Annotated in this window: 10 protein-coding genes, 1 tRNA gene and 1 pseudogene; 11 read left to right on the top strand and 1 reads right to left on the bottom strand. The window is 65.8% G+C overall.

The window, feature by feature from the left end:
* The 7 genes from A5906_RS45255 to A5906_RS43280 form a co-directional block, all read left to right on the top strand.
* Window positions 1-469: TolC family protein (locus tag A5906_RS45255; protein WP_245326962.1), on the top strand; the 469-nt coding region annotated here is incomplete at its 5' end.
* The gene (locus tag A5906_RS29125; protein WP_080138641.1) at window positions 459-1,850 is read left to right on the top strand and encodes an efflux RND transporter periplasmic adaptor subunit; all 1,392 of its coding nucleotides are present in this window, start codon (window positions 459-461) and stop codon (window positions 1,848-1,850) included. The genes A5906_RS45255 and A5906_RS29125, both read left to right, overlap by 11 nt.
* Window positions 1,851-1,886: 36 nt before the next feature.
* Window positions 1,887-5,033 carry an efflux RND transporter permease subunit gene (locus A5906_RS29120; RefSeq protein WP_080138640.1) on the top strand — a complete coding sequence of 1,049 codons (3,147 nt, stop codon included), beginning with the start codon at window positions 1,887-1,889 and terminating at the stop codon, window positions 5,031-5,033.
* Between the two features lie 3 nt (window positions 5,034-5,036).
* Window positions 5,037-8,150 carry an efflux RND transporter permease subunit gene (locus tag A5906_RS29115; RefSeq protein WP_080138639.1) on the top strand — a complete coding sequence of 1,038 codons (3,114 nt, stop codon included), beginning with the start codon at window positions 5,037-5,039 and terminating at the stop codon, window positions 8,148-8,150.
* 37 nt (window positions 8,151-8,187) lie between these two features.
* Window positions 8,188-8,925 carry a tRNA-uridine aminocarboxypropyltransferase gene (locus A5906_RS29110; protein ID WP_080138822.1) on the top strand — a complete coding sequence of 246 codons (738 nt, stop codon included), beginning with the start codon at window positions 8,188-8,190 and terminating at the stop codon, window positions 8,923-8,925.
* Between the two features lie 71 nt (window positions 8,926-8,996).
* A tRNA-Cys gene (locus A5906_RS29105) sits at window positions 8,997-9,070 on the top strand.
* A gap of 197 nt (window positions 9,071-9,267) precedes the next feature.
* Window positions 9,268-9,414, top strand: a complete 147-nt coding sequence (locus A5906_RS43280) for a hypothetical protein (RefSeq protein WP_167523413.1) — start codon at window positions 9,268-9,270, stop codon at window positions 9,412-9,414.
* An 82-nt stretch (window positions 9,415-9,496) separates the two neighbouring features.
* Here the strand turns inward: A5906_RS43280 and A5906_RS29100 are convergent, their stop codons facing one another.
* A complete protein-coding gene (locus A5906_RS29100; protein WP_080138638.1) occupies window positions 9,497-9,691 on the bottom strand; it encodes a hypothetical protein in 195 nt (64 codons plus the stop codon).
* 263 nt (window positions 9,692-9,954) lie between these two features.
* Here A5906_RS29100 and A5906_RS29095 point away from each other — a divergent pair, with 263 nt between their 5' ends.
* From A5906_RS29095 to A5906_RS29080, 4 genes and pseudogenes are all read left to right on the top strand, one after another.
* Window positions 9,955-10,218, top strand: a complete 264-nt coding sequence (locus A5906_RS29095; protein ID WP_080138821.1) for a hypothetical protein — start codon at window positions 9,955-9,957, stop codon at window positions 10,216-10,218.
* 688 nt (window positions 10,219-10,906) lie between these two features.
* Complete coding sequence (locus A5906_RS29090; RefSeq protein WP_136615553.1) at window positions 10,907-11,206, top strand: hypothetical protein; 300 nt, start codon at window positions 10,907-10,909, stop codon at window positions 11,204-11,206.
* Between the two features lie 122 nt (window positions 11,207-11,328).
* On the top strand, window positions 11,329-12,492 hold the full coding sequence (locus A5906_RS29085; RefSeq protein WP_080138636.1) for a PspA/IM30 family protein: 1,164 nt from the start codon (window positions 11,329-11,331) through the stop codon (window positions 12,490-12,492).
* 10 nt (window positions 12,493-12,502) lie between these two features.
* Window positions 12,503-13,012 (top strand): annotated as a pseudogene (locus A5906_RS29080) (OB-fold-containig protein); the annotation flags it as partial.
* Window positions 13,013-13,015: the final 3 nt, after the last annotated feature.

Below are 13,015 nucleotides of genomic sequence, written 5' to 3'. Positions count from 1 at the left end.
CGGTTATCAGAGCTCGGCGCTGGTGTCGCTGTTTCAGCCGCATGCGGCGTTCTTCCAGCTCGTCGGCAGCGCGACGCAGCCGATCTTCGACGGCGGCAAGATCCTCGGCAATTTCGAATTCGCCAAGGCGCGGCAGGACGAATTGCTGCAGACCTACCGCAAGACCATCGTCCAGGCCTTCACGGACGTCGACAATGCGCTGTTCTCGATCAGGCAGACCACCATCAAGCTGCAATTGCAGCGCGACGTTGTCGCGGCGTCGCGGCGCGCCTTCGACCTGTCGGAGCAGCAATTGCGCGCCGGCACCGCCGACATCGTCACCGTGCTCAACACCCAGCTGACGCTGTTCACGGCGGAGGATGCGCTGTCGCAGGCACAACTCGCGCGGCTTCTCGCCATCGTCAGCCTGTATCAGGCGCTCGGCGGCGGCTGGGAGCCGCGAATGGAGAAACCGGTCAATGCTCTTTAAGCCGGACACCAAGCAAGGCGCGAAGGAGGGCACGGCGAAGAGGTCGCGCGGCCGCGGCTTCGTCATGACCCTGATCACGCTCGCGATCCTCGGCGGTCTCGGCTATGTCGGCTGGACCGTCATGCACCAGCAGCAGACGAACACCCGCAACCAGCGGCCCGATCTACCGGTGCCGGTGCTGGCGGCGACGCCGCGCATCCAGGACGTGCCGGTCTATCTCGACGGCGTCGGCGCGATCCGCGCTCTCAACACCGTGACCGTGCGCTCGCAAGTCGATGGCAAGCTGATCGCGGTCAACTTCACCGAAGGTCAGGACGTCAAGAAGGGTGACGTGCTCGGCGAGATTGATCCGGCGCTCTATCAGGCGACGTACGATCAGGCGGTCGCCAAGAAGGCGCAGGATCTGGCCCAGCTCGCCAACCAGCGCATCGACCTGACGCGCTACGAGCAGCTCGCTGCCTCCAACGCCGGCTCCAAGCAGCAGGCCGACACCCAGCGCGCGCTGGTCGCGCAGACGGAGGCGCTGGTCAAGGCCGACCAGGCCGCGATCGACAATGCGGCGGCGACGCTGAGCTACACCAAGATCGTGGCGCCGCTTTCGGGACGCGCCGGCCTCCGCCAGGTCGACCAGGGCAACATCATCCACGCCGCCGACACCACCGGCCTCGTGGTGATCACGCAATTGCAGCCGATCGCGGTGTGGTTCAGCCTGCCGCAGCAGCAGATCATGCGGGTCAACGCGGCAGCGGCGAAGGGGCCGCTCGCGGTCGACGTGTTCGGCAATGACGGCGTCACCGTGATCGACACCGGCAAGTTGACCGGCATCGACAACCAGGTCGACCAGACCACCGGCACGCTCAAACTCAAGGCGGAATTCCCCAACGCCAATTACCAGCTCTGGCCCGGCCAGTTCGTCAATGTCCGCCTAAAGGTCGAGACCTTATCGCAGGCGCTGGTGGTGCCGACCTCTGCCGTGCAGCGCGGCCCGATCGGCACCTTCAGCTATGTTATCGGCGAGGACAATGTCGTCTCGGCCAAGCCCGTGACAGTGACGCAGCAGAACGAGCATGACGCCGTAATCGCCAGCGGCCTATCGGCGAGCGACAAGGTCGTCACCACGGGCTTTGCCAATCTGTCCGACGGCTCCAAGGTGATCATCGGCCGCGACGACCAGACCCCGTCGGCCGACCTTGCCCCGCGCAAGCGCTCGCGCGGCCCGGACGCCCAGAAAAAGGACGGTCAGAAGGATTCGCAAAAGGACGGACAAGCCAACGACGGCGAGTTCCGCGCCAAGCGAAACAGTAGCGAAGGTGACCAGAAGGGACAGACCGGTCCGGCACCGGGGCCGAGGGCATCGGGATCTGGAGCGAAGCAGCCATGATCCCGACAACAGCCGCCTAGGCGGCAGGCGTATTCCATGGGAGTCTCCGAACCCTTCATCCGCCGGCCCATCGCGACTTCGCTGCTCGGTATCGCGCTGCTGATCGGCGGGTTGCTCGGCTATTTCGCGCTGCCGGTCTCGGCGCTGCCGCAGGTCGACTTCCCGACCGTGCAGGTGACGACGCAGCTGCCGGGCGCGAGCCCCGACGTGATCGCCTCGCTGATCACCGCGCCGCTGGAGCGGCAGCTCGGCCAGATCCCCTCGCTGTCGGCGATGAACTCGACGAGCTCGTTCGGCGTCAGCCAGATCTCGCTGCAGTTCGACCTCAACCGTGACATCGACGGCGCGACGCAGGACGTGCAGGCCGCGATCAACGCGGCCGCCGGTGTGCTGCCCAAGACACTCCCTTACCCTCCGACCTACGCCAAGGTGAACCCGGCGGACGCGCCGGTGATGACGCTGGCGCTGCGCTCTGACACGATCTCGCTGCGGGTGATGAGCGATATCGCCGACACCGTTCTGGCGCAGCGGTTGAGCCAGATTTCAGGGGTGGGGCGCGTCTCCGTGCTCGGCGGGCTGAAGCCAGCCGTGCGCATCCAGGCGGATCTTGCGCGGCTTGCTGCCTATGGCATCGCCATGGAAGAACTGCGCACCGCGATCGCCAATGCCAATGTATCAGGACCGAAAGGCTCGCTCGACGGCGCGCAGCAATCCTACATCATCGCCGCCAACGACCAGATCGCCGCCGCGGAGGCCTACAAGCCTGTTATCATTGCCTACCGCAACGGCTCGCCGGTCACGATCGCCGACGTCGCGCAGATCGTCGATGGGCTCGAGAACGACCGCACCGGCGGCTGGTACCAGGGCACGCCGGCCGTCATCATCGACATCCAGCGCCAGCCTGGCGCCAACGTCATCGACGTCGTCAGCCAGATCCGTGCCGAAATTCCCAAGGTCCAGCGCGCCATTCCGGCCGGCGTGAATCTCACCATCGTCTCCGACCGCACCGTCACCATCCGCGCCTCGGTGCGCGACGTGCAGTTCACTCTGATCCTCAGCGTGGTCCTGGTGACGCTGGTCGTGCTTTTGTTCCTGCGCTCGCTGCGCGCCACGCTGATCGCCGGCGTCGCGCTGCCGCTGTCGCTGATCACGAGCTTCGGCATCATGTATTTTGCCGGCTTCAGCCTCGACAATCTGTCGCTGATGGCGCTGACCATCGGCACCGGCTTCGTGGTCGACGACGCCATCGTCATGATCGAGAACATCGTCCGTCACATGGAGAACGGCGACGGCCCGATGCAGGCCTCGCTGAAGGGCGCCAGCGAAATCGGCTTCACGGTGATCTCGCTGACCGTGTCGCTGATCGCGGTGTTCATCCCGCTGCTGTTCATGTCGGGCCTCGTCGGACGCATGTTCCGCGAATTCGCTCTGACGCTGACGATCGCGGTCGTGACCTCGGCGGTGGTGTCGCTGACGCTGACGCCGATGATGTGCTCGCGGCTGCTCAAGCACGCGCACGAGGAGCTGGCCGTGCCTGGCCTCGCCGCGATCAGCCGCTTCATCGACCGCACCGTCGCGTTTTATCACCGGACGCTGCTTGTGGTTTTGCAGCACCAGCGCCTCACGCTGGTCGTGACCTTCGCGACGCTGATTGCGACCCTCGTTCTCTACGTCGTCGCGCCAAAGGGCTTCCTGCCGCTCCAGGACACCGCTTCGATCACGGCGGTGACGGAGGCGGGGCCCGACGTCTCGTTCGCGGAGATGCAGAAGCGGCAGGCCGAGGCCGCCGCTGCCATCAAGGCCGATCCTGATGTGGTCGGTGTCGTCTCCGTGATCGGCGCGGGCTCGGTCAATCCGACCACCAATGTCGGGCGTCTGGTCATGACGTTGAAGCCGCGCGGCGAGCGGCGCGACGATGTCGGCGTGGTCGTGACCCGGCTCAAGGAGCGGGTGGCGGGTATCCCCGGCATGACCGTCTATTTCCAGCCGGTGCAGGACGTGCAGATCTCGACCCAGTCGAGCCGCTCGCAATACCAGTACACGCTGACCGGCACTGATGCGGCGCTGGTGTCGGAATGGGCGCGCAAGCTGGTTGCGGAGATGCGGCGCGATCCCTTGTTCCGCGATGTCTCCTCGGAGGCGCAAGAGGGAGGTCTGCGAGCGCAGCTCGATGTCGACCGCACCCGCGCCGGCCAGCTCGGAGTCAGCCTTCAGGCCGTCACCGACACGCTGAACGACGCCTTCGCGCAGCGCCAGATCTCGACCATCTACGGCCAGGCCAACCAGTACCGCGTGGTGCTGGAGGCGCTGCCGATGTACCAGCGCGACCCCTCGATCCTGTCAAAGCTCTATCTGCCGGGAGCCGCGAGCGCCACCGCCGCGGCGCCCAGTGCCCAAGTGCCGCTTTCTGCGGTGGCGACGCTGAAGCGGACCACGGCGCCGCTCGCGATCTCGCACCAGGCGCAATTCCCGTCGATCTCGCTCAGCTTCAACCTCGCACCGGGCGCCGCGCTTGGCGATGCCGTCGAGGCGGTGAAGACGATCGAGACCCGGATCGGCATGCCCAACAGCATCGTCGGCGTCTACGCGGGCGATGCGGCCGAATTCGCCAAGGCACTCGCCGGCCAGCCCTGGCTGCTGCTTGCCGCCGTCATCACGATCTACATCGTCCTCGGCGTGCTCTATGAAAGCTACATCCACCCGATCACCATCCTGTCGACGTTGCCGTCGGCAGGCGTCGGCGCGATCCTGGCGCTGGTGCTGTGCGGGCAGGATCTCTCGGTGATCGGCCTGATCGGCATCATCCTCTTGATGGGCATCGTCAAGAAGAACGCGATCATGATGATCGACTTCGCGCTCGAGGCCGAGCGCGGGCAGGGGATGTCGCCCAATGAAGCCATCGTGCAGGCGTGCCTGTTGCGCTTCCGCCCGATCATGATGACGACGCTGGCGGCGCTGTTCGGCGCGCTGCCGCTGGCGATCGAGAGCGGCACCGGCGCCGAGCTGCGCTTTCCGCTCGGCATCTCCATCATCGGCGGCCTTTTGCTGAGCCAGTTGCTGACGCTCTACACCACGCCCGTGATCTATCTCGCGCTCGACCGCATCAACCGCCGCCTCGAGCAGGCGCTGCCGCCGGCCGAATCCGGCGGCCCGCCGGTCGCAGGCGCGACCGAGGGGATGTGAGTGATGGCATCGATCTCGGAGCCCTTCATCCGCCGTCCGGTCGCGACCACGCTGCTGTCGATCGGGCTGTTCCTGCTGGGTGTCGTCGCCTACGAGTTCCTGCCGGTCGCCTCGGTCCCCAATGTCGACTTCCCCGCCATCTTCGTCTCGGCCAGCCGGCCGGGCGCCGACCCCTCGGTGATGGCGGCGACGGTGGCCTCACCGCTGGAGCGGCGCCTCGGCGAGATCGCCGGCATCAACCAGATCACCTCGACGTCGTCGCTCGGCGTCACCAACATCCAGCTCCAGTTCGACATCGGCCGCAACATCGACAAGGCTGCGCGCGACGTGCAGGCGGCGATCAACGCCTCGATGGTCGACCTGCCGAGCGACCTGCCGACCCTGCCGAAATTCAGGAAGGCCAACACCGCCGGCGCGCCCGTCTTCGTGCTGGCCCTGACCTCGAAGACGCTGTCGGCGAGCGCGATCTATGACGTCGCCGATACGGTGCTGGCGCAGCGCATCTCGCAGGTGCCCGGCGTCGGCGACGTGACCGTGAGCGGCGCCGATCAGCCGGCGGTGCGGGTGCAGCTCAATCCCGTCGCGCTCTCCAACGCCGGCATTGCTACAGACGACGTCCGGACCGCGATCGTCAACGCCAATCCGCTCGGTCCCGTCGGCATCTTCAACGGCGAGCGCCAGAGCGAGACGCTGTCGCTGAACAAGCAGATGCGCACGGCGAAAGAGTTCCGCGACATCGTCATCAAGAGCTCCAACGGTAATTTCGTCCGCCTCTCCGACGTCGCCGACATCGAGGACTCCGTCCGCAATGCCCGCTCCATCGCCTGGTTCAACAAGCAGCCGGCGGTGCTGATCCAGATCACCAAGCAGGGCGATGCGAACGTCATCGACACCGTCGATCGGGTGAAGGCGCTGATCCCCGAGCTGAAGCAGTGGATCCCGGCCGGCGTCGAGATCTCGACCCTGGTCGACCGCACCGGCACGATCCGCGCCAGCGTGCTGGACATGCAATGGACATTGCTGGCGACGGCCGTCCTGGTGATGCTTGTCGTGTTCGTGTTCCTGCGGCGGCTGACGCCGACGATCGCGGCCGGCATCTCGGTGCCGCTGGCGCTGGCCGGCACCTGCGCCGGCATGTGGGTCGCGGGGTTTTCGATTGATAATCTGTCGCTGATGGCGCTCGCCATCTCCGTCGGCTTCGTGGTCGACGACGCCATCGTCATGATCGAGAACATGTTCCGTAATCTCGAGCATGGCATGCGGCCGTTCCAGGCAGCACAGGAGGGAGCAAAGCAGATCGGCTTCACTGTGGTCTCGATCAGCCTGTCGCTGATCGCCGCGTTCACGCCGCTGATCTTCATGGACGGCATCGTCGGCCGCCTGCTGCGCGAATTCTCGCTGACGCTGACCTTCGCGATCCTGGTCTCGACGCTGGTGTCCCTGACGGTGACGCCCATGATCTGTGCGCATTACATCCGGCAGACCACCTCCGGCACCGCGACGCTGTTTGACCGGATCATCGAGGGCTCGCTGTCGCGCATCGTCGCCTTCTACGCCCGGACCTTACGGACCGTGCTGGACTATCCGATGCTGACCTTGCTGGTGTTCTTCGCCACCATCGGCCTCACGGTGACGCTCTACATCAAGGTCCCCAAGGGCTATTTCCCGACCGACGATTCCGGCTTCGTCATCGGCGCGACGCGGGCCTCGGCCGACATCTCGTTCCAGTCGATGCTCGGCCTGCAGCAGCGGCTCGCCGACATCGTGATGCAGGATCCGGCGGTGGCCGGCATCGGCTCCACCGTCGGCAGCGGAGGCGGAGGGCCGGGGGCTGCGACCTCGAACCGCGGCACCATGTTCATCAGCCTGAAGCCTCCGGAGGAGCGCGACCACGTCTCGACGCAGGTGGTGATCGACCGTCTCCGGCGTGCCTTGTATCCGGTGCCCGGCATCCGCCTCTTCATGTTCGCTGCCCAGGACGTGCGCGCCGGCGGACGGCAGAGCGATTCCGACTACCAGTATACGCTCTCCTCGACCGACCTCGATCTGTTGCAGAAATGGGCGCCGATCGTCGCCAAGCGCATGGAGAGCATCGAAGGCATCACCGACATCTCCAGCGACCGCGATCCCGGCGGGCTTCAATTGACCTTGTCAATCGACCGTCAGAAGGCCTCGGCGCTCGGCGTCCGCGTCCAGGACATCGACAACGCCCTCAACAACGCCTTCTCGCAGCGGCAGATCTCGATCATCTACACCCAGCGCAACCAGTATATGACGGTGCTGGAGATCGACCCGAAATTCCAGGTCGATCCGTCCAATCTCGATCGCATCTACGTCGCCGGCGCCGGCGATACGCAGGTGCCGCTGTCCGCGGTGGTGCGCGCGACGCGCGGGCTGGCCGCGCTGGCGGTCTATCATTCGCAATCGTTTCCTTCGACCACGGTGTCGTTCAACCTGCTGCCGGACGTGCCGCTACAGGCCGCCACGCAGAACATCCAGCGTGCGGTCGAGGAGCTGCACATGCCGGAAGGCATTCGCGGCAGCTTTGACGGCAATGCCGGCGATTTCGCCAGGACCAGCGGCCGTCAGCCGCTCTTGATCCTCGGCGCGCTAGTGGCGATGTATATCGTGCTCGGGGTGCTCTATGAGAGCCTTGCCCATCCGCTCACGATCATCTCGACGCTGCCCTCGGCCGGCCTCGGCGCGCTGCTGGCCTTGCAGGTCACCAACACACCGCTGACGGTGATCGCTTTCGTCGGCATCATACTGCTGATCGGCATCGTCAAGAAGAACGGCATCATGATGGTGGACTTCGCGCTCGATGCCGAGCGCCAGCGCGGGCTTTCATCCGCGGAGGCGATCTTCGAGGCCTGCCAAGCGCGCTTTCGTCCCATCCTGATGACGACCATGGCGGCGCTGTTCGCCGGCATCCCGCTGGTGGTCGCGACCGGCCCCGGCACGGAGCTGCGGCGTCCGCTCGGCATCACCATCATCGGCGGCCTGTTCGTCTCGCAGATCCTGACGCTCTACACAACGCCCGTGATCTACCTCCTGATCGACCGCCTCCGCCGCCGCGGCCGCTCCGAGCGGCGTCCGCTGCCCGCGCCCGCGGAATAGGTTGTTGCAGCGCCGCGCGAAGCGTATAGCGGCGACCATGTCGAATCCGCACCTGACCCCGGCCGCCGCGCCCGAGCCGATCCCCGAATGCCCGCACTGCCAGAAGCCGCTGCCGCTGTGCATCTGCGACAGTGTCACGCCCATCGAGAACCGGCTCTCCCTGCTGATCCTCCAGCATCCGCAGGAGCAGGACAGGGCGCTCGGGACTGCCCGCCTGCTTGCGAAGCACTTTGCCGACGCCACGGTGCGGGTCGGCCTGTCCTGGCCGAGCCTGTCCAAAGCACTGGGACGACCGGTCGAGAATGCTGCGCGCTGGGGCGTGCTCTATCTCGGCTCGGCCCGCGCGGCCGATCTCGAGGCCGAGGGCGAGATCGTTGCGCTGACCCGCAAGGGCGAGGTCGCGGAGAACCAGCGCGCGATCCTCGGCAAGCTGGAAGGTATCGTGCTGCTCGATGGCACCTGGAGCCAGGCCAAGGCGCTGTGGTGGCGCAATCCCTGGATGCTGAAATGCCAGCGGGTGATCCTCAACCCGTCACGCCCTTCGCGCTACGGACGTCTGCGCAAGGAGCCGCGCCGCGACGGCCTCTCGACCATTGAAGCTGCCGCAACGATCCTCGCGGGCCTCGAACGGCGTCCCGACATCGCCGAGACATTGCATGCCAGTTTTGAACGGATGTTGGCCCGTTACCGCGAGGTCCAGGCCGAAATGCCGGAACTGGCGCCAAAGCCCGCCGCGAAGGGCCGCCGCGATTTCAGGCGCCGCAAGGGCGCCTGACTTCGGCACTGACAACCGTTCGAAGGCGGTTGCTTAAGCCATTGATCCCCTATATTGGTCCGCCCTTACGGGGCCACGTGGCGGAGTGGTTACGCAACGGTCTGCAAAACCGTGTACACCAGTTCAATTCTGGTCGTGGCCTCCATCAAAATCTCTGATTTTCCAACAAAATCTGATCGCTGCGCGGTTCCTCCGAGGCCGCATGCGGCTGGCAGCCAAGCCGCGCTGCGGGCGCCACCACCGGGTCTGCCCGGGGCTTGGCGGAACCCGCGATTCGGGCCCTCTGGCACAGACTTCGCATCTGCGAAGGGACGCATTCCCAACCCTGGAGCTGGAGAGCACGTGGGCGACGTCGTTCGATTTGTCCCGAAATCCGAGCTGGAGCGGGCCCGCCTCATTGCCGAGGCGCGCGCGATCTATGACAGCATCTTTCCGCCCGCTATACCCGACCGGGTGCCGCGGGATGGCGAGGAACGCGTCAAGACCTGATCGGAGCTGCGCCCGTCCCGGGCACCTGGTGACGCCGAACCGCCCGCGAGGGCGGTTGCGTCAGGTCACGCCAAGGCAGGCCTCAGCAGGCCGCGTACCAGCCGTCCGGAAACGGCAGCAGGGGCCAGGCGCCCTCATTGTCATTGGCGGCCTTCGGGGTTGCGGCGTACGACCAAGAGCGGGGCACGACATTCTCCTCCGGCTCAGGCGCAAAATCTTCGTTGATCATGGCGTCCCGGACGGCATCCAGCAGCAAGTTGAATTCGGCTTCGCTCATCACACCCTCGCAGAACGCGGATGGCGCAATGTCGCAAAGCCGGTTTGTTACCCGATTGAGCCGATCGTTCGCATTTTAACGATCCGGCGATCGGGTCCAGTTTGGTTAGCGATTCCTGAAAAAATCCCCGCGGGAACCTTGGCGTCCACGGCCTGTCGCCAGTGTGAAAGAGATCACATTCGCGGCGATTTATTTCTCCTACCCCTTCGCAATGACCGGCCAACGCTGGCCGGGAGCGGGCGGGCAGAACGGGAGACTTGGTCATGAAGACAAGGTTCTTGCGGTTTGCGGCAGTTAAGAGCCGGGCGCGTCGGGCCTCGACCGTCGGGCTGTTCCTGACGCTGTTTGCCTCCGCGGCTCACGCGCAGCAGGGGACGCCCGAACAGCGCCGGGCCTGCACCCCCGACGTCTACCGGCTCTGCGCCGGCGAGATCCCCAACGTCCGCGCCATTACCGCGTGCCTGCGGCGTAACCGTTCGAGCCTGAGCGAGGCTTGCCGTACCGTGTTCGATCAGGCCGGCGGCTGACACGCCCCCTGTGAGTTTGTGCGCAGCAAGTGGCCCGTGCCGGCTCGCGAATCCGCTCTCGATGGGCTGTGGATATGCTGCGGACAAGCTGTTGAGTAATCCTCCGGTCGGGCAAGGCCTGTCCGTCGAGATCGCCCCCAGCCGACGCGCTCCTGGCGTTTCGCGCCTCACCCAGAGTGCGAACGGGTCGCAACGCTCAATTTCTGGTTGATGGGCGCTCCTGCCTCGGCTTAGACTTGCCGAAGGGGGACGAAAATGGCTGGTTCGTTCCGACGCGCGCTGTTTGCATGGCGCGATTTTTGGGGTCTCACGAGACGAACGCCGCTCTGCAGCTTGGTCGCAGCCTGCCTGCTTGGGCTTGCCTTCGCTACCACGCCTGCGCTGGCTGCACCCGATCCGCCGACCACTCCCGCCCTGAAGCTGAAGACGCCCGACGCTGCGGTCCGCCTGTTCGGCGCAAGTCCACCTCCATGGCGAGACCCCATGTGAGTGGCTGCGCCGCTCTGCTGCTCGCCAAGAGCAAAGCAGCGGGCCACAGGCTTTCGCCGGCGTAGATAAGGCAGGCTCTCATGGACAGCGCCGACAGGGTGCCGGACATGGACGAGCCATTCAGCGCTGACTACGGCGCCGGTCGGGTGAACTTGTCCAAATTGCTGGAACAGGCTGGAATCAAATAGGTCTGTATCGGATGAAGAGTGTCACATTCACATTCCGGGATCAGGCCTCCGACGAAGCGCAGGGGCGGCTCCGTGATCAGGTCCTGAGCCTCCCTGGCGTTCGCAACGTCGCCCGCATTAGCCCGGAAGCAAGAAAGCCGGCATTGCGCCGCATGTGGTACGCCGAAGTCGCCGACGATGCCGCAGCCTCCACACTGATCGCGCATCTGCGCGATCACGACGATATCCAGTCGGCAGACGTGCCGGCCGAGCGCGTTTGCTCCACCCATGCGCACCAACCTGCGCGCGCAAGAACTCTTGATGGTCCGTGAGTGAGCGGTGATTGCCGGCCTTGAACGCACCGCCTGCCGGCCGCGACTAACCGACAGAGTGCAGAGGGATCATTGGAACGTGATCGCGCTTCCTCTTCCTAAAGTACCAAAATGGTGCTTTAGTGCTTTCTATGAGCCAGTCTACCCGAACCGCGCTGTCGGCGCTGCGTTACAGGCTTGCCCCTGACCCGGCCGCCAAGGCCGCCATCGAGGCGACGTTCAGAGCTTACGACCGCATGATGGAGATCCTCGACGAGGTGGCGCGGACCCAAAATGTCGGGTCCAACGTCGTCCTGCTCCATGCCCATGCCTATGAGCCGATCCGGAAGAAGACAGCGCTGCCCTCGCGGCTGGTGACGCTGGGCCTGCGCGACCGCGCCGATTATCGCCTCGCACAGGGGCGCCGGCTGCCGCTCGACGACAAGCTCGCCAAGATCAAGGGACCCGCCACCATTTCGATCGCGACCGTGCAAGGGCGCTTCAGCGTGCCCTTCGACTACGCCGGCTATGCCGAGGGCTGGGGGCAGAGCGTGCCAGCGCACCTCATCCGCACTGACGACGGTTTCGAGGTTCACTACGGCGTCACGCCGAACAGTCTGCCAGAGGAGGAGAACGCCATGGATACCATCGCTGCCGCCCCCGACAACTTCCTGTCCCGGGTCGGGCGCCTGATCGCCGGGATCGCCTATGACGCGATCGAGCAGGCGGAGGGCAAGAACAAGCTCAAAGTGGTCGGCCAGGCCATCCGCGAGATCGAGCGTGCCGAGAGCGAGGCGCGTGACGCGCTCGCGGCCGCACGGGCCGAGGAATACCGTCTCAACGCGCGCCGGACCGAGATCGAGCGCGAGATGACCGATCTTGCCGCCAAGATCGAGGGCGCGATTGCGGACGGCCGCGACGATCTCGCCCGCGGCGGCATCGCACGGCAGATGGATCTGGAGGCGCAGTTCGAGGTGCTCTCTCGCGCCATCGACGAGAACAACGAGAAGATCGAGCAATGCGTGACCTCGCTGCGCGCGGTGCTGTCGGCGCTCCAGGATGCCGAGCAGCGCCGTGCCGACCTCGAAAAGAGCGAGGCGCACGCCAGCCATCAGGCCGCGACGTCGCCCCGGAAGTCGGGCGGCGCTTCCGCGGCAGCCAAGGCTATGCGTGCGGGCAGGGCGGTGGCGCGCGCGACCGGCGTGCCGCAGGGCATCCCTTATTCGAGCGACATCGATGAATTGAGCGCGCTCCATCGCGACAAGGAAATTGCAGCGAGGCTGGCGCGGCTGAAGTCGCGCTCGTGAGTGCCGTGTCATGAGCGCACTGCTCGAACACGTCATGTCGCCCGAGGTCAGGCCGTTCGCGATCGCGGCGGCCATGATCGTCATCGTCGGCTCGCTCGAGGTGGTCACGATGCTGATCGGGGCTTCCCTCAGTGAAATGCTCCGCACCAGCTTCGATTTCAGCCATCCCAGCGACAATGGCGTGCTCAACGCCATCTCCTGGATCAATGTCGGTGGCGTGCCGCTGCTGATTTTCCTGCTGCTGCTGCTCGGCGCCTTCTCCATCACCGGCTTCCTGATCCAGGACGTCGCACGGATGGTCGCGGGCCCCTTGCCGGCGGCGCTCGCCTCGGTCGGGGCGGTCGTCGTCTCGGTTCCGCTGGTCCGCGCCGCCAGCGGAGCCATCGCGAGGATCATTCCCAAGGACGAGAGCTATGTCGTCGGCCTCGGTGATCTCGTCGGCCGCGTCGGTGAGGTCGTCGTCGGTCCGCTCGACCAGGGGCCGCCCGGCCGCGTCAGCGTCGCCGACGTTCACGGCAACCGC

The sequence above is a fragment of the Bradyrhizobium sacchari genome (assembly GCF_002068095.1).
GTDB lineage: Bacteria > Pseudomonadota > Alphaproteobacteria > Rhizobiales > Xanthobacteraceae > Bradyrhizobium > Bradyrhizobium sacchari.
The sequence above is the reverse complement of the archived record's forward strand: the minus strand, read 5'-3'. Positions and strand labels throughout refer to the sequence as shown.

Excerpts from the sequence above, each read along its gene's own strand:
- A5906_RS29110 (WP_080138822.1), top strand. The coding sequence starts at position 8,188 with ATGTCGAATCCGCACCTGACCCCGGCCGCCGCGCCCGAGCCGATCCCC.
- A5906_RS29100 (WP_080138638.1), bottom strand. The coding sequence starts at position 9,691 with ATGAGCGAAGCCGAATTCAACTTGCTGCTGGATGCCGTCCGGGACGCC.
- A5906_RS29090 (WP_136615553.1), top strand. The coding sequence starts at position 10,907 with ATGAAGAGTGTCACATTCACATTCCGGGATCAGGCCTCCGACGAAGCG.
- A5906_RS29120 (WP_080138640.1), top strand. The coding sequence starts at position 1,887 with ATGGGAGTCTCCGAACCCTTCATCCGCCGGCCCATCGCGACTTCGCTG.
- A5906_RS29125 (WP_080138641.1), top strand. The coding sequence starts at position 459 with ATGCTCTTTAAGCCGGACACCAAGCAAGGCGCGAAGGAGGGCACGGCG.
- A5906_RS29115 (WP_080138639.1), top strand. The coding sequence starts at position 5,037 with ATGGCATCGATCTCGGAGCCCTTCATCCGCCGTCCGGTCGCGACCACG.
- A5906_RS29095 (WP_080138821.1), top strand. The coding sequence starts at position 9,955 with ATGAAGACAAGGTTCTTGCGGTTTGCGGCAGTTAAGAGCCGGGCGCGT.